The 16824-nt window shown below is 48.6% G+C and carries 14 protein-coding genes; 10 read left to right on the top strand and 4 right to left on the bottom strand.

The annotated features are described in order from the left end of the window. Positions 1-6 precede the first annotated feature (6 nt). Both AC0YNX_RS18270 and lacZ read left to right on the top strand, forming a co-directional pair. Positions 7-2085: a beta-galactosidase gene (locus AC0YNX_RS18270; RefSeq protein WP_475817136.1), complete on the top strand. Its 2079-nt coding sequence runs from the start codon at positions 7-9 to the stop codon at positions 2083-2085. Between the two features lie 104 nt (positions 2086-2189). Next, positions 2190-5312, top strand: a complete 3123-nt coding sequence (gene lacZ / locus AC0YNX_RS18275) for a beta-galactosidase, LacZ type (RefSeq protein WP_475817137.1) — start codon at positions 2190-2192, stop codon at positions 5310-5312. 77 nt (positions 5313-5389) lie between these two features. Here the strand turns inward: lacZ and AC0YNX_RS18280 are convergent, their stop codons facing one another. Further along, a complete protein-coding gene (locus AC0YNX_RS18280; RefSeq protein ID WP_475817138.1) occupies positions 5390-6187 on the bottom strand; it encodes a phytanoyl-CoA dioxygenase family protein in 798 nt (265 codons plus the stop codon). 133 nt (positions 6188-6320) lie between these two features. Here AC0YNX_RS18280 and AC0YNX_RS18285 point away from each other — a divergent pair, with 133 nt between their 5' ends. The 5 genes from AC0YNX_RS18285 (at position 6321) to AC0YNX_RS18305 (ending at position 11080) form a co-directional block, all read left to right on the top strand. After that, the gene (locus AC0YNX_RS18285; RefSeq protein WP_475817139.1) at positions 6321-7112 is read left to right on the top strand and encodes a helix-turn-helix domain-containing protein; all 792 of its coding nucleotides are present in this window, start codon (positions 6321-6323) and stop codon (positions 7110-7112) included. A 172-nt stretch (positions 7113-7284) separates the two neighbouring features. Beyond that, positions 7285-7992 (top strand): metal ABC transporter ATP-binding protein, encoded by a 708-nt coding sequence (locus AC0YNX_RS18290; protein ID WP_475817140.1) that lies wholly within the window; start codon positions 7285-7287, stop codon positions 7990-7992. Beyond that, positions 7938-8798 carry a metal ABC transporter permease gene (locus AC0YNX_RS18295; protein ID WP_475817141.1) on the top strand — a complete coding sequence of 287 codons (861 nt, stop codon included), beginning with the start codon at positions 7938-7940 and terminating at the stop codon, positions 8796-8798. Before AC0YNX_RS18290 ends, AC0YNX_RS18295 begins: the two co-directional genes overlap by 55 nt. A 27-nt stretch (positions 8799-8825) precedes the next feature. Beyond that, positions 8826-9800 carry a metal ABC transporter substrate-binding protein gene (locus AC0YNX_RS18300; protein WP_475817142.1) on the top strand — a complete coding sequence of 325 codons (975 nt, stop codon included), beginning with the start codon at positions 8826-8828 and terminating at the stop codon, positions 9798-9800. Positions 9801-9886: 86 nt separating this feature from the next. Further along, on the top strand, positions 9887-11080 hold the full coding sequence (locus AC0YNX_RS18305) for a GTP-binding protein (protein ID WP_475817143.1): 1194 nt from the start codon (positions 9887-9889) through the stop codon (positions 11078-11080). Between the two features lie 45 nt (positions 11081-11125). Here AC0YNX_RS18305 and AC0YNX_RS18310 read toward each other — a convergent pair whose 3' ends face one another. Then, positions 11126-12079, bottom strand: a complete 954-nt coding sequence (locus tag AC0YNX_RS18310; protein WP_475817144.1) for a TIGR03943 family putative permease subunit — start codon at positions 12077-12079, stop codon at positions 11126-11128. Positions 12080-12107: 28 nt separating this feature from the next. After that, positions 12108-13130 (bottom strand): permease, encoded by a 1023-nt coding sequence (locus AC0YNX_RS18315; RefSeq protein ID WP_475817145.1) that lies wholly within the window; start codon positions 13128-13130, stop codon positions 12108-12110. Positions 13131-13335: 205 nt separating this feature from the next. Between AC0YNX_RS18315 and AC0YNX_RS18320 the strand changes: the two genes are divergently transcribed. From AC0YNX_RS18320 to AC0YNX_RS18330, 3 genes are all read left to right on the top strand, one after another. Beyond that, entirely contained in the window at positions 13336-13809 is a 474-nt protein-coding gene (locus tag AC0YNX_RS18320; RefSeq protein ID WP_475817146.1) for an HXXEE domain-containing protein, read from the top strand. 36 nt (positions 13810-13845) lie between these two features. Further along, entirely contained in the window at positions 13846-14427 is a 582-nt protein-coding gene (locus AC0YNX_RS18325; protein WP_475817147.1) for a TetR/AcrR family transcriptional regulator, read from the top strand. 196 nt (positions 14428-14623) lie between these two features. Beyond that, positions 14624-15175 carry a VanZ family protein gene (locus AC0YNX_RS18330; protein WP_475817148.1) on the top strand — a complete coding sequence of 184 codons (552 nt, stop codon included), beginning with the start codon at positions 14624-14626 and terminating at the stop codon, positions 15173-15175. 715 nt (positions 15176-15890) lie between these two features. Here AC0YNX_RS18330 and AC0YNX_RS18335 read toward each other — a convergent pair. Continuing rightward, positions 15891-16775, bottom strand: coding sequence for an AraC family transcriptional regulator (locus AC0YNX_RS18335; RefSeq protein ID WP_475817149.1), 885 nt, complete (start codon positions 16773-16775; stop codon positions 15891-15893). Positions 16776-16824 lie beyond the last annotated feature (49 nt).

Below are 16824 nucleotides of genomic sequence, written 5' to 3' on the forward strand. Positions count from 1 at the left end.
CGATTGATGAAACGTTATGCGCCTGTCAGCAACAAACTATCGGGCTTCATGCATGGTGCAGACTATAATCCGGATCAGTGGCAGCATGATCCGGAGGTGCTTGAAGAAGACATCCGGCTGATGAAGCTGGCAGGCTGCAATGTCATGGCGGTCGGTATATTCGCCTGGGCGGCCATCGAGCCTGAGGAAGGCGTATTCGAATTCGGTTGGCTGGATCGTGTGCTGGGGCGTTTCGAAGCCAACGGCATATTCGCTTGGTTGGCAACGCCAAGCGGCGCCCGGCCGGCATGGATGTCTGAGCGTTATCCGGAAGTGCTGCGGGTGAGCAGCAATCGGGTGCGTAATTTGCATGGACAACGTCATAATCATTGCTTCAGTTCACCGGTTTACCGGGAGAAGGTGGCGTTGATGAATAGCAAGCTGGCGGAGCGTTACGCGAACCATCCTGCCGTCATCGGCTGGCACATCTCCAATGAATACGGCGGCGAATGTCACTGCTATTATTGCCAGGACGAATTCCGGAATTGGCTCCGCGAACGATACGGCACATTGGAGGCTCTGAATGCCGCTTGGTGGACGTCGTTCTGGGCGCATACCTACACGAGCTGGTCTCAAGTCGAATCCCCGTCACCGCGCGGCGAACAGATGGTGCATGCACAGAACTTGGATTGGATGCGCTTTGTGACAGACCGCACGGTCGACTTTGCCCGCTGCGAGATTGAAGCGGTTCGGCCCTTTAATTCAGAGTTGCCTGTCACTACGAATTTAATGGACTGGTATGAACCGCTCGACTATCGCAAGCTCGCCAGCATTGTCGATGTGATCTCTTGGGATGCCTATCCGAAGTGGCATGGTCAGCGGGATGACAGCGAAGAAGCAGCCAGGTTCGCATTCAACCATGATTTGTTTCGCTCGCTCAAGGACAAGCCATTCTTGCTTATGGAGAGCACGCCAAGCATGACCAACTGGCAGCCGATCAGTAAGCTGAAGAAACCGGGCATGCATAAGCTCTCTTCGCTGCAAGCTGTTGCGCACGGCTCTGATTCTGTGCAGTACTTCCAATGGAGAAAAAGCCGCGGCTCAAGCGAGAAGCTGCACGGCGCTGTCGTCGATCATGTGGGTCATGAGCATACGCGCGTATTTGGCGACGTTGCCGAGCTAGGCGAGACGCTGCAGCGTCTTGCGGAAATCGCTGGTACTAGCGTGGATGCACGGGTGGCCATTCTGACCGATTGGGATAATCGATGGGCGATCAAGGATTCTCAAGGACCACGGAATGCGGGAATCCATTACGACGAAACGGTCTTGGAGCATTACAAGGCCATATGGTCGCTTGGCATTCAAGTGGACATCATTGGCTCCGAGGAGGAGCGGGACTTGAGCCGATATGCGCTGATCATTGCTCCGATGATGTACTTGTGCAGCGCTGCTGCAGGAGAACGGCTGGAGCGCTATGTCGAAGAAGGCGGCACATTCGTATGCACGTATTGGAGCGGCATCGTAGACGAACATGATCTCTGCCATCTCGGCGGTTTCCCCGGACCTCTGCGTCGAACGCTCGGCATCTGGTCGGAAGAGATTGATGCGCTTTATGACGATGAGCGTAATGGACTTGTCCTAGCGCAGGGGAATACGCTTGGCTTGGAGGAGCGTGATTACGATTCACGCGATCTGTGCGAGCTTGTGCATCTGGAAGGCGCGGAGGCGCTGGCGACGTACCGCGACGACTTCTATGCCGGACGTCCTGCGCTCACGGTCAACAGGCTTGGAGCCGGAAGTGCCTATTATCTCGCGACACGTGCCGAGACCGCCTTTCTAGATAGGTTCTATGCGAAGCTTGCCGATACGCTTTCACTTCCAAGAGCGATCGCATCGCAGCTGCCGCATGGCGTAACGGCTCATGCCCGCACAGACGGCGAGTCCGACTATGTCTTCGCCCAGAACTATAGCGGCGTAGAACGGACGCTTAAGCTGGATGGGCATGTGTATCGAGATGCCGAAACCGGACTGACGGTATCCGAGGACGCGCTTCAGCTGCAGCCGAACGGGATCCGCGTGCTGATTAGGGCGGCTGCCCCGCGCTAGCAATCATCATTGTTATTTCGTACAGTACGAGCACGCTTCCTGCTCCTTTCAAGAGGGGAGGAAGCGTGCTTATTTATTCTCAGAAGATCGAGGAGAGGATCGTATTGCGTACTAAATTTGTTTACCTGCCCCCGAGCAATGGCTATCCGGAGTGGAACAATAATCCGGAGATCTTTGAACGTAATCGAATGAAAGCACATGCAACTCTCATTCCTTTCGATACTGTGGAAGCGCTAAGGAATGATCGTCCGGCTTCCCGCAGTTATATGTCGCTGAACGGGACGTGGAAGTTTGCATTCGCGGAGTCGCCGTCCAAACGAATTGTGAATTTCTATGAAGATGGCTACGATCATAAAGGTTGGGACGATATTCAAGTGCCCGGCCACTGGCAGCTGCAAGGCTACGATTACCCGCAGTATACGAATGTTCGTTACCCGTGGGAAACGTCTGAGCCCGAACTCACTCCTCCGTTTGCACCTACCTTGTACAATCCTGTTGGCTCCTATTTCCGTACATTCACGGTGCCTGAAGATTGGGAGGGGCAGCCTGTTTTCATCAGCTTTCAAGGCGTGGAGTCGGCATTCTATGTTTGGGTCAATGGCGAGCTTGTGGGTTACAGCGAAGATACCTTTACGCCGGCTGAATTCGATCTTACGCCTTATTTGCGCTCTGGCGAAAACTCGCTGTCGGTCGAGGTGTATCGCTGGTGCGATGCGAGCTGGCTGGAGGATCAGGATTTCTGGCGTTTGAGCGGTATTTTTCGCGAAGTCTATCTGTATACCACTCCTAAGGCGCATGTCTATGATTTCTTTGCGACAACCGAGCTTGACGAGGAATATAAGGCTGCCAAGCTCCATATTAAAGCGACACTGATGAATTATTGGGAGGCCGAGCTGGGTTCCGTTACGCTTGAGGCACAGCTCTATGATGCGAAGCAGGACACGGTGTTTGTAGAGCCGCTCCGGGTAGCGGCTGCAATTGAAAGCGGAGTATCAGAAGCTCAAGTTGAGGCATCCGCCCATATTGTCAATCCGCTGAAATGGAGCGCGGAAGAACCGCATCTCTATAGGCTTGTCATTAGCCTGAAGGATGAGAATGGAGAATTGCTTGAGACCATCAGCACGCAGATTGGTTTCCGCAAATTTGAAATCCAAGATGGACTCATGCGTATTAACGGTCAGCGAATTGTCTTTAAGGGAGTCAACCGGCATGAATTCTGCTGCGATACGGGCCGTGTGATGAGGATTGAGGATATGCTTACGGACATTATGCTCATGAAGGCACACAATATCAACGCCGTGAGAACCGCCCACTATCCCAACCATCCTCTATGGTACGAGCTTTGCAACGAATATGGCCTGTATGTCATTGATGAGACGAATCTGGAGTCGCATGGCACCTGGAGCGGCGGTCAGACGGAGATGCTTCCGAATACGGTGCCTGGCGACAAACCGGAGTGGAGTGCGAATGTCTTGGACCGTGCGAATTCCATGTTTCAGCGGGATAAGAATCATCCTTCGGTCGTCATATGGTCGCTTGGCAATGAAGCGTTCGGCGGCAATAATTTCGTGAAGATGCATGATTATCTGCGGAGTGTTGATCGAACCCGGATCGTCCATTATGAAGGCGTCGTGAATTGGAAGGAATCCGCTGACGCCACTGACGTTGAGAGCTACATGTATATCAGACCCAATGGCTTAATCGAATATGCCGCTCAGCCCGGACCCAAGAAACCTTATATCCTGTGCGAGTACAGCCATGCGATGGGGAATTCACTAGGCGGCTTGCATCACTACACCGAGCTGTTTGATCGCTATCCGGTGCTGCAGGGCGGTTTTATCTGGGATTGGGTAGACCAAAGTCTCTGGAAAACAGAAACGGACGGAAACAAATATTTGGCGTACGGCGGAGATTTCGGAGAGTCCCCGCACTCCGGCAATTTCTGCGGCAACGGGCTTCTGCTTGCGGACCGTTCCATTTCTCCTAAGCTGATCGAAGCTAAGAAATGTTACGAGAATATCGCGATCACCGAAGTAGATATTATTCAAGGCCGATTTAACCTTACGAATAAAAACCTGTTTATCAATTTGGACGCCTATAGGCTTCAATGGTGTATAGCTGTGGAAGGGGTTGTATGCGCTGAAGGCAGTCTTGCCGTGTCAGTAGCGCCTCTTGAAAGCAAGGAAGTTACGCTTGCGCTTCCGAAGCTTGAACAAAGCGGAGAAGCGGTGCTTACGATCAGCTTTGTAACGAAGAAAGCGGAGAAATGGGCAGAGGCTGGCCATGAAGTGGCGTTCGAACAATTCGTCCTTCCCGCCCGGAAGCCCGTTGCAGCTGCTGTTACTGAAGCGGTCAGAACGAACAATCCGGTTGCTGTTACTGTTCAATCCGATTTAATGACGGTTAGCGGCGATGATTTCACCGCTGGTATTGATACGACAACCGGCAGCTTGGTTTCCTATATGGTTGGCGGAATTGAACTTATGAAGAGTGCGCTTGTGCCTAACTTCTGGCGTGCATACACGGACAACGACCGCGGGAATAAACAGCATGAGCGCTGCGCAACATGGCGAAGCGCAGGCGAGAATCGCATGCTTCGCTCGCTGAGGTATGAATCGCTTGCCGATCGAATCATCGCACATGCTGATTATGTGCTGCCCACAACAACGGAATCCTCTTGCTCCATCACGTATACCATTCTTGGCAGCGGAGCGATTGAAGTGCGGCAAACGCTGGTTCCGGGAAACCATCTGCCGGAGATCCCGGAAATCGGCGTCATGTTTACGATGGATGGCGTATTCACGAATCTGGAATGGTATGGCAAAGGGCCGCATGAGTCGTATTGGGATCGTCAGCTCAGCGCGAAGCTCGGGCTGCACCAGGGTAAAGTTGCGGATCAATTCGTTCCCTATTTGAGACCGCAGGAATGCGGGAACAAGATGGAAGTTCGGAGCGCCTCGATTTCAAATGAAGAAGGTGCTGCGTTGCACATTACCGGTGCCCCGACCTTCGAGCTGAACGTCCTGCCGTACACCCCATTCGAGCTTGAGGCCAATGATCATGTGCATAAATTGCCGGCAAACGACAAAACGGTTGTTCGAATCAATTATCGTCAAATGGGCGTAGGCGGTGACGATACTTGGGGTTCGAAGCCGCATCCTCAATATATGCTCTTGGCAGATAAGAACTACTCGTTTAGTTTTACGCTTCAAGGAAGAGTATTTTGAAAGGTATGAAGGCCGAATCAAGACGCTTCCTCTCCCTTGTTCAAGGGGAGGAAGCGTGCTTTTTTTGAGACGTTTGATTATCGACTAATTAAATTGCTTAATGGAAGCATCGATGTTTCAGGTACGTAATATTTGAACGGGTTCGAGTCAATAACGCCAAGCAGTTGTCGTTGGTACGGAGTTGCTTTCTCAAGCAATTGCGGAGAAGCTTGATGATAGTCAATCGGACGCATCCAGATCGGGCTGTAACCGATGAAGAGCTGACGTCTCGTATACGGGGAGTGGTTAGGCGCAGCCGAATGCCATAGATTCTGGGCGAAAATAAAGACATCTCCTGGCTTCCCGCAAATCTGGACTTCCCCTTCAAGCTTCTGCCTGGTATCCGGAAACTCCGGCTGATATGGCCGGTTGTGAGAGCCTGGCACGACTTTCGTGTTGCCGCGATCCGGCTCTGACATATCGCTCAGAATATAACAAACCTTCACGTAATAAAGCCCGGTCACTCCGCCTATGGATGGGAATTGGGGGTGCGGTCCGTCCTGATGCCAATTAATAAAGCTTTGCGTCGATGTATCCAGATCCATAGGATTCGGTTTGCGGATCGTCAAGTGCGAGATATGCAGCTGAATATTGTGGCCCAGCAAGCGAACGATTAGCGGGAGTATCGAGGGCTCATCCATAAGCCCGGCAATCTCATCGTGGCGTTCGACGCTGTTGTATAAGTTATACGCCAGAGCCTCGGGCTCCTGTGCTAGCAACTCATCCACCGCCTGATTAATCCGATTAACGCGCTCCTGCGACAATACGTCTCGTAACAGTAAATAACCATCCTGCTCGAATTGCTTCGCATACGCCGTTTGATCAATCTGATTCATGATAATACCTCCTAAAGTTCATATTGACTTGCACAATGACTTATACAATATTAAATTATAGAGATTTATTCTTTTGTTAAAATACACATAATTATAAAGTTTCTTATACTAAATTTATGAGCTGGTGATTGTTATGATTCAACCGTGGGAGCTGGCTGCACAGGTTCATCATCATTTCTTCAAAGGCAATGCCGATCGATTCATGCTAGAGCATTCCCGGTATAACGAATGGGTGTTATTCATTGTCGAGGATGGTAGTTTCGAATTTGAATTTGATGGAACGAAGGGGATCGCTGCAGATGGCGAACTCGTTCTTTTTCCTCCCGAAACGGATATCTACCGCAAAGTATTGACGCAGCTATCCTTCCACTTCTTTATCTTCGATTGGTTGAATTCGGCCGAAGAAGAGAAAGAAGCGTACAGCCGGATTCCGAGAGGCAAATTTCAGATATATGATGGTTCGCGGCTCCACTCTACGCTAGCGCAACTCAGGGAGGTATCCGAGAAGCCGGATCCGCTGTCGGTCACTAGAAGGGATCATATGTTTAGGGACATCTGGCTGACCTATTGGTCGGGCGAATATGAAATGCTCCCCAACAGCAGCGATCCTCTCATGAACGAGAGCTTGCGGCGAATCAGGCAGCAAGCTCTGAGCAAGATCAGTATGAGAACGATCGCGAACGAGCTGCGGTTGAGCCCATCGCAATTCACGCAGAAGTTCACGAAGCAATTCGGAAAGAATCCGATGGACTACGTCACGGAGCTTCGTTTGCAGCAAGCGCAGAAACTGCTCAAGGATACTTTGCTGCCGATGTCCGCGATTGCTACTCGCTGCGGCTATGAGAACGAATATTATTTCAGCCGAATCTTCAAGCAGAAGATGGAGGTCACCCCGTCCAACTATCGTAAAGCATTCCGAATATAAGCCAGAGACGCATCTCGTGGCTTGACGAGATATCTATAAGCTGGTAAACTGGGTTTTAATTAAACGTAATAATTACGATTAACCGACTTCGGTCGGTTTTTTATTCGGTTACTAATCGTAATTATTACTATTATAAATCGAGTCTGTTTTCCGAAGAAAGGTGTGATTTCCTATGCAATTGGCTTCTTTAACACAGGTTGTTTTTGGTCATGGCGATGTTCCAAGCTTGGATCAAGCGTCGATTGATATTTATACCGGCGAGTTTGTGGCCATAACGGGTCCGAACGGCGCTTCCAAAACGACTTTATTAAAACTAATGCTTGGCTTATTAACGCCTTGGGAGGGAGCTGTGCAACTATCCGCTTTGAATGCGAAGGGAGATAAGCTCGTTGTTGGTTACGTTCCGCAGCAGATTGCAGCTTTCAACGGCGGGTTTCCAAGCACAATCTTGGAATTCATTCGTTCAGGCCGATATGCGAGAGTTCCTTGGCATCGCAGACTAAGGCCGGAAGATCATCAGTTAGCAGAACAGGCGCTTCGGCAAGTCGGCATGTGGGAGCTTCGCCACCGCAGAATCGGGGAGCTGTCAGGCGGTCAGAAGCAGCGGATCTGCATTGCGAGGGCGCTGGCACTAGAGCCGGATCTGCTCGTTATGGATGAGCCGACGACAGGAATGGATCAAGAGAGCCGTATTGGTTTCTATGCATTCATGCATCGTCAGGTTCAGGAACATGGAAGAACGGTTGTGATGGTCACTCATGCACTGGAAGAGGTGAAGGGCTATCTGGATCGCGTAATTGAATTGGAGCGGAAGGAGGGAGGAGGTTGGAGATGCTGCACTACGACTTCATGCAACGGGCATTTTGTGCCGGTGGGCTAATCGCTTTATTGGCTCCCGTGCTTGGTATTTATTTAATGCTCAGGAGGCAGGCGCTCGCTGCGGATATGCTGTCACATGTATCGCTTGCTGGAGTTGCCGGCGGCGTTTACTTTCATGTCAATCCGTCAATTGCTGGCTTTGCTATCGCAATCATCGGCGCAATCGCGGCAGAGTTTGTCCGCAGATCTTATAAAACCTATAGTGAAATTTCAGTCGCTATTATCATGGTTGGCGGCCTATCTTCGGCAGTTGTGCTCATGAATTTGAATCAGAGCATCAATAAAGGATTTACGTCGTACTTGTTTGGCTCGGTCGTGGCTATTAATCAAACAGAGCTTCTCGTTATGCTTATTGTTGCCATTCTTGGAGGTGCGTTTTTTTATCTATTCCGCCGGCAGTTATACCGGATTACCTTCGATGAAGAGACGGCTCAAACCGAAAGCTTGCCTGTAAAATGGATTTCCCTGTGCTTCAGCGTATTGACTGGGATGATCGTGGCGGCTGCGATGCCGATTGTCGGTACTCTGCTTGTTTCGTCCTTAATTATTCTTCCGGCCGCTTTGGCTATACGAATTGCACCAAGCTTCATGGCGGCCATCTATCTCGCGATGACGATTGGGATTATTGGCGTGTACTCTGGGCTGACGGTTTCTTATGAGCTGAGTTCACCGCCAGGAGGGACAATTTCCTTAGTCCTATTGTTCTTTCTGGGCTTAGGCATAGTGGTCAAGAAAGCTCTCAAGCGACTAAGAAAGAATAGGAAACAAGATATGACGATTCACGTGCAAGCTACACTGCCCCGTTAATCAATAAGACATTGAAGGAGAATGAGAATGAACGCGAGAATGAAATGCGCATCGATAATGACTCTACTATCTGTAATGGTTGTGCTGGCAGGGTGCGGAAACGCCTCGGAAGGCGTGAACGGCAAGACTGCGGCAGATGCCAATTCCAACAATGGGAAGAAGCTTAAGGTGGTTACCACCTTCTATCCGATGTATGAATTCAGCAAACAAGTTGCCGGCGATCATGCGGATGTGGTCGCGCTCATCCCGGCTGGGGCGGAGCCTCATGATTGGGAACCAAGCGCTAGAGATATGACGCAAATCAAAGAAGCGGATCTATTTGTGTACAATGGCATCGTCGAGGGCTGGGCGGAGCAAGCATTAAACAGCGCGGCCAATGACGATCGAATCGTTGTAGAAGCTAGCCAAGGAATCGCATTAATGGAGGGATTGCCCGAAGAGGAAGAAGATGAGAATCACTCAGAAGATGATGCACATATACAGGATCCTCACGTTTGGCTATCTCCCGAGCTTGCTCAGGTTGAAGTAGAAGCTATTCTAGCAGGCTTTGAGAAGGCAGACCCCGCGAACAAAGAGGCGTATAAGGCGAATGCGAAGTCCTATATAAGTAAGCTGAAGAAGCTGGATGAGGCGTACATAAGCGGTCTACAAGACATCAAGCACAAAGAATTCGTGACCCAGCATGCGGCATTTGGCTATCTAGCCAAGGAATACGGTTTAAAGCAAATTCCGATTGCAGGCTTATCTCCGGAACAAGAACCTACTGCCGATAAATTGGCTGACATTGTGAAGTTCGCTAGGGAGAACAAGGTCTCAACGATATTCTTTGAAACATTGGTCGATCCGAAAGTAGCCAAAGTGGTTGCCGATGAAATAGGAGCAGCAACAGACGTACTTAATCCGCTTGAAGGATTAACCGATGAAGACAAGCGTAACAAGTTGGATTATATCTCTGTTATGATGAACAATCTGGATGCCTTGAAGCGAGCGCTAAACGAATAGATGTAGATGGCGAGTCGGATACGGGATGCCCGGCTAAAAAAATAACTTATAATCGTAATTTTTACACTTTAAAGGAGCTGAGATTCATGGTTACTAACAAAATACCGGTAACTGTATTAAGCGGATATTTGGGTGCAGGCAAGACAACGGTTCTCAATCATGTATTGAACAATCGCGACGGGTTGAAGGTTGCCGTCATTGTCAATGACTTGAGCGAAGTGAATATCGATGCCGCTCTGATCAAGGATGGAGGCTCGCTCTCTCGCACGAACGAGAAGCTGGTGGAAATGTCCAATGGCTGCATCTGCTGTACGCTTCGCGAAGATCTGCTCCGCGAAGTCGAACAATTAGCCAAGGAACAACGATACGATTATATTCTTATCGAATCGACCGGAGTAGGCGAACCGGTTCCGGTCGCACAGACGTTTACTTATATAGATGAGGAACATGGAATTGATCTGACACAGTTCTGCCGCCTGGATTGTATGGTCACTGTCGTAGATGCTTATCGCTTCTGGCATGATTATTCTTCCGGAGAGTCGCTGCTTGATCGGAATCAGGCCATTGGAGTCGACGACACGAGGGAAGTGGTTGATTTGCTTATCGATCAAATCGAATTTTGCGATGTGCTGCTGCTGAACAAATGCGACATGATGGATGAAGACGAACTAGAGCAGATGGAAGCCGTACTGCGGAAGCTTCAGCCACGGGCGAAGTTCATTCGAACCGAGCGCGGTCGTGTACAGCCTTCACAGATCTTGAATACCGGACTGTTTCAGTATGAAGAAGCTAGCGTGTCGGCAGGTTGGATCAGAGAAATGGAGAAGTCATCTCACACGCCGGAGACCGAGGAGTATGGTATTTCTTCGTTTGTTTACGAACGAACCAAGCCGTTTCATCCGGAAAGATTGATGGAATGGATGCGGGATTGGCCATCTGAAGTCGTAAGAGCGAAAGGCATCATGTGGCTCGCCTCTCGTCAGGATATGGGGCAAAGTTTAAGCCAAGCGGGCCCATCCATCCATTTCGGACCGTCGGGATACTGGATTGCCGCACTGCCAGCGAACGAACGTGAAGCCATTCTCCGGGATGAACCTGCGATCGCGGACAATTGGCATTCCGTATACGGTGACCGCATCAACAAAGTGGTGTTCATCGGTATCGATATCGATCAAACGCAGCTAATAACCAGTTTGGATGACTGTTTGCTCAGCGATGATGAGATGAGAATGGATTGGAGCCTTTTCTCAGATTCATTGCCGAATGTGGTTTCTCCATAAGGCTATAGCGAAAGAGCGGATGCTGAGCGTGCATCCGCTCTTTCGCTATTTCATCAATTCCGAGACCGGGTCCATATTGGGATAGATGTAGGGTGATTTAGGCGCTGCTATTTTCTCCACTTTCGTGGCATGAATCGTGAAGATGTCATTACTATGGTAGCTGCCCTTCTCGATAGTGCCCGTAACCTGAATCCAGCTGTTTTTGGCATAGTTGTTGGCCTGAGGGAACTCGGTGAGCACGCCATACGGGGATGCATCGGCGCTGCAGCAAGAAACGGCGAACCTTCCCACGATCAGCTGATTCGGCTTTAAATCGTTCTCGCGATAAACAAAGCCGCTAAGAGATATCTTCTTCCCGTAGAACTGCTCTTTAAACACATCGATCGTGGTCAGCATTTCCAGGTAAATTTCCGGATTAATCGTTATGATGTCTTTCCTATACATGATCATGCCCATCTTGGAGAAGTCTTCCGAATACTCGTCTGGAGGGGCGAACATTCGCTTCAGCTGTTCATCGGACACGGTTGCTCCGGGCTTAGTGGCGGGGGCAGAAGTCTGCTCTACCGGAGCATTAGGTTTGGCTGCAGCAGCAGCAGTTGCCGCTTTGTTATGTACCGACACCATCGTCAGGCTCATGCCCTTCTTGTCGGCTAACGAGCTGCTCATGGCGACGTTCGGGAGCAGGAAACCGAGCAGCAGCGGGGATGCGAACAGAACATAGACGAGGATGCTGATGAACACCGATTTGGGAGGCGGATGCTCGCAGCTGCAAGCAGCATGGTGATCTTGGAACGTCCGTATTCCAAAGTAAGCTTGAAACACCGCGACTGCATAGAGTAGGAGAGCTGAGCATTTCACGAATACCTGCATCCGCGGAGCAATATAGAGAATTAAACTATCGCTTTGGACGAGGTAGACGATGTAGGTCGAGAACGCGAATAGAATAGCTGATCGAATGAAATAATGAACGCCGAGAGCGCGATCATTTGAATGTTCCATTAGGAAGCACCTCCGTTAGGGAATGAAGTCAAGTCAACATCCACGTCTCGAATACGAGTGATCCCGCAAAAACGAGAACGACGACGAGCACGCAGAACAGAAGCGCGAATCTGGCTTTGAACGTGCTGAACAGCATCATGGTGCTTTTTATGTCGAGCATCGGACCGAGAACAAGAAACGCGAGCAGCGATCCTTTGGAGAAAGTATCAAGGAACGATGACGCGACGAAAGCATCCGATGTAGAACACAAAGACAACACGTAGGCGAAGCCCATCATAAAGACGTGCGACACGACAGGGCCTTGTCCAATCGTTACCAAGGTTTCCCTTGATACGAATGTTTGAATAACTGCCGTCAGTATAGCGCCAACCATCAGAAACTTTCCCATTTCGAAGAACTCGTCGCCTGCATGGGTGATCATGGAAAGCAGCTTATTGTGCGAATGGTGCTCGTGAGAGTGATTATGGGAATGCTCATGAGAATGCTCATGTGAGTGATTGGCCTCTTTATGGCTGAAATTTTCTTTGAGCGGATTGGTCTTAACCAATCGATAAAGCGCTAGGCCGACACCGCAAGCGACGAGGAAAGCAAGTCCCATTCGTGCGTAGACGATGTCCGGATTTGTGCGAAAGGCCATATAGGTCGCTGCATAGACGACTGGATTTAGCACAGGGCCCGATAATATAAACGTCATCCCGACGTAGGCGGGCATTCCTTTCCGAATCAGCCTGCGCACGACCGGAATCAGGCCGCACTCGCATACCGGAAAGAACAAACCAAGCAAACAGGCAAACAATACGCCGGCGATTGGGTTTCTTGGGATCAATCGTTTGATGGTCCGCTCCGATACGAAGATTTGTAGAATGGAAGAAAGCAAGACGCCAAGCAGTACGAATGGAATTGCTTCAAGGACGATGCTGATAAAGATTGTTTTAAACGTCTGAACTTGTTCAAGCGATAACCAAGCGGGTACCGATAACCCATGATCCATAATCATAAAGGGGAAATAAATCAAACAAAGGAGTACAGCGAAATTCAATCCCGTACGCATCGCCGGCGACTGCATGAAACATAGCACCTTCTTCGTTCTTAATAGTAATAATTACGTATATTATAAATGATAATAATGGGTAAAGTATAGAGGACGAACGGGTTAGCTTCTTTACAATATGCCCTACATATATTAATTTCCTATTGTATTTTAGTTAGTAAGTGTTTACTATAATATCAACAACAACGAAAAGGAGCAGATGACATTGAAACATGAATATTTGCTGTGGGTTATTATGCTTGCGTACTCGGTTCATATTATGGAGGAGTATAACTACAACTGGAAAGCATGGGCGACTCGCACGTTAAAGTCGAATTTTACGTGGATTGATTTTATCTTAAGTAATGGGATCGTTATGATTCTCGGGCTTGGTACGGCTAGTATTGGATGGGACAACCCTACGATCAGTTTGATGTTTACAGGGCTTGCTTTCATTAACGCGATCTTCTTCCATATCATTCCGACGCTCAAGACCCGTATATTTTCACCCGGGACGGCAACGGCAGTCCTGTTGTTTTTGCCGATCTGTACTTGGGTTTATTATGGCGCTTACCAGGACGGCGTACTAACAACCGGTGTCTTCATTGGCTCGCTTATTGGAGGGGCTCTAATCATGGCAAGTCCGTTTATTTTCTTGAAAACGAAGAAACGGTTCTGGACAGAGGAAATGACAGCTTAAATTGACTTTTTGTAAGTGGTTGTTTACGATTGTGGCATGAAAAGGAATAAACATGTCGATAGCAAACGGGATATAATCATTCAGGCAGCCATTGAGTTGTTTGGAAAAAAAGGCATTGACGGGACAACCATCAAAGAAATTGCCAATGCAGCGGGAGTCACAGACGCGGCGCTTTATAAACATTTTGCGAGTAAAAATGAAATTGCGATATCGGTCTTTCGCTCTTACAATAATAAGCTTGTAGAGATTATAGATACGGTTGCATCAAGAACCATGTCTTTCTCCGACCGATTGAATTTGCTGATTCAGGGGATTATTGAATTCCACGATGAAGACCGCTTCGGCGTACTTCTACTAGGGCAAAGACATGAGATCTTCCGTCTCTTCATGGATACCGAGCGAATACCATTAACCGCAATGAATGAATTTATCCAAGATGGAGTTAGAAGCGGCGAGCTGCCGAATCAAAATCTGACCTTAAGCTCTGCGATGTTCTTTGGAGCGGTTAGCAGGGTTGCCATTATGAGTGAGGCTGGCATTATGCCCGACAAATGGATGACGATAGCAGAGGATCTGCGTACAAATCTGAGAAATTTATTGGGGCTGTGTGACAAGTAATTCATGGCAATGGACCGCTACCTAATGGGCAGCATTGCTACAAGCGTTGCTGCCTTTTTGCGCTGTCTGATCATGTGCATAAATTGGCGGAAGCGACAATGATTATGCTATCTTTTATAGGAGGAATTCTTATGGACATTCGGATTCAGCCGCTTGGGATGTAATCCATTTATGAAGGAGCTATTATGAAACGATTATGAATCAACGAGAACGAATACAAACCATCTTGTTATATGGGGTTTTCATCTGTTACCTATCATTGTTAATGAAAATATTATTCTTATCGAGAGTTTCGATAGAGGATTTATTTAATAGCCAGAGGATTGTCGTTAGGTCAATCAATCTCATTCCCTTTTATAGCATAAGTGAGTTCATAGCGGGCAGCACGGCGAATCTGCAAAAATTCGCTTTTGGCAATGTGGTTGGCAATATCCTTATATTCGTTCCCTTTGGTGTGTATTTGCCATTATTCAAGAACAATAAGAGAGTCATAAACAATCTGTTAGTTATCGTTATCGTGAGTGTATTCGTTGAATTCTTTCAGGGGCTACTCGGCATTGGGACAGCGGATATTGATGATGTCATTCTCAATAGTGTAGGCGGATGGATTGGAATAGGGGTATATAAGCTTCTGCGATTTGTATTGCGAGATGAGAAGAGAGTAAGAACTGTAATCACCGTATTATCTGTAATCGTAGGACTACCAGTTATGTACTATTATTTATTCATGATCAAAATGAGATTCTAATCAATCCGTGGGCCGACAGGTTAATTTCTGCCGGTGAGCGAGCCGCGCCACCTATAAGGTGGCGCTTTTTTTATGTTATTGAGACAGACGAGGCGTAAATTTGGGAAGCTTGTAGCCATGAATGTATGAACTGTTCAGAATGGAAAATAGAGTTATCGGACCTACCAAGTGGTCAATCTTGACCGTTAAAACAAAAATAACGTGCATTCACATACGTGAGGGACACAAATGACCGTCAGAATGATGATTCCAACGTTTTTTCTGACACTTACCTCGCTAATGGCCATTAATGACCGTATGAAAGCTTGAATCTCAGAAAAAACAATGCTAACGGTCATTAATGTCCTCCGAATTAGCTGCTTATACGACGCAGACCAATGAGCGGCAAATTCGGATGCTGTGCTCGTCCGGCATTAGCTCCGTCCGAGCGGGCGAGCACGCATATGTGCTCTCGGCACCAGAAAATTGGTTAGTTTGATCAACTACAGCGCTGAGAGCACCTATGTGTCCTCTCAGCCGACATTCGGCGCGGTTTGGATGCTGAGAGCACGTATATGTGCTCTCAGTTTCTTTTTTGCGAGAATTGGCCTCCGAGAGTTCGAATAATGAACTCTCAGCTCTACCAAGCTGCCGCAATCGGCAGCATCCATATCTGAGAGTGCTGAATCTACACTCTCAGAGCAGCACCGACAGGTTAATTCCTGTCGGTCTTATTTCACTTTTCTTCTAATCTCGCATTCACCCGAAACATATTTGGCGATACGCCAACTTGTTTCTTGAATGCTTTGGAGAACGTAAATAGATCCGGATAACCAACCGACTGCGCGATTTCAGATAATTTGTAGTTGGTATGCGAGAGCAGCATTCTGGCTTCGTGCATGCGCAGGTTCTGGATATATTTCATCGGAGTCACTCCGTAAGTCAGGCGGAATCGCTTGGTGAAATAGGTACGGTCTACGCCCGCGTATTCGGCAACCCTTTCAATCGAGATTCCCTCGGAATAGTGAAGCTCCATATACTCGACGCTCTTCTGAAGCCAAGCTGAAGCTTGGTTCAAGGCTTCTTTATTCGAAGTAGCGGATGCCGACAATTCGTCGAAAATACGCAGAAACCAGCTGACCCTGAGCAAATCCGTGGATTCCCGTTCCGTATCTTCCGCATGTCTGACGCTATCCATAAATTGCTGAAGCAGTTCTGCTGCGGCAGAGGTAAATGCACCGGCGAGATAGGGGATGTGCGGATAGAAGCCTAGCCGCTCCAGTAGCTGGGTTGCCTTGTTGCCAGTGAATGCAATAAAGAATGTACGAAGCGGGCGTTCCGGATTCGTGAAGTATTCATAAGTCACATTCGGCACCAGACAATACATGTCTTTCGGACGAAGCGGATACGACATGCCATTCTGATTGAAGGTTCCTTCGCCTTCCAATATGCAAATCAGATAATGGACAGGCGATGTTCTTGGTCCGATATGGTAGTTGGGCTTGACCTGATTTTTACCGATCCGAACAGGCCACGCTGGGCTCACTTTTTCAAATGAAGAAGGGGTAAAGTAGTAAATCTCCAGAAACTCATGATGGTCCTCCTGGTATCGCTTATTCATCACCACACCTCATTTTTCCATAAATCTTCGCATTCAATCTCATCTTCTA

The organism is Paenibacillus sp. J31R98 (genome assembly GCF_056269245.1).

Bases quoted from the DNA above. Each gene is read 5' to 3' on its own strand.
- AC0YNX_RS18270 (WP_475817136.1), top strand. From the start codon at position 7: ATGAAACGTTATGCGCCTGTCAGCAACAAACTATCGGGCTTCATGCAT.
- AC0YNX_RS18280 (WP_475817138.1), bottom strand. From the start codon at position 6,187: ATGAATCAGATTGATCAAACGGCGTATGCGAAGCAATTCGAGCAGGAT.
- AC0YNX_RS18285 (WP_475817139.1), top strand. From the start codon at position 6,321: ATGATTCAACCGTGGGAGCTGGCTGCACAGGTTCATCATCATTTCTTC.
- AC0YNX_RS18290 (WP_475817140.1), top strand. From the start codon at position 7,285: ATGCAATTGGCTTCTTTAACACAGGTTGTTTTTGGTCATGGCGATGTT.
- AC0YNX_RS18300 (WP_475817142.1), top strand. From the start codon at position 8,826: ATGAACGCGAGAATGAAATGCGCATCGATAATGACTCTACTATCTGTA.
- AC0YNX_RS18305 (WP_475817143.1), top strand. From the start codon at position 9,887: ATGGTTACTAACAAAATACCGGTAACTGTATTAAGCGGATATTTGGGT.
- AC0YNX_RS18310 (WP_475817144.1), bottom strand. From the start codon at position 12,079: ATGGAACATTCAAATGATCGCGCTCTCGGCGTTCATTATTTCATTCGA.
- AC0YNX_RS18315 (WP_475817145.1), bottom strand. From the start codon at position 13,130: ATGCGTACGGGATTGAATTTCGCTGTACTCCTTTGTTTGATTTATTTC.
- AC0YNX_RS18325 (WP_475817147.1), top strand. From the start codon at position 13,846: ATGAAAAGGAATAAACATGTCGATAGCAAACGGGATATAATCATTCAG.
- AC0YNX_RS18330 (WP_475817148.1), top strand. From the start codon at position 14,624: ATGAATCAACGAGAACGAATACAAACCATCTTGTTATATGGGGTTTTC.
- AC0YNX_RS18335 (WP_475817149.1), bottom strand. From the start codon at position 16,775: ATGAATAAGCGATACCAGGAGGACCATCATGAGTTTCTGGAGATTTAC.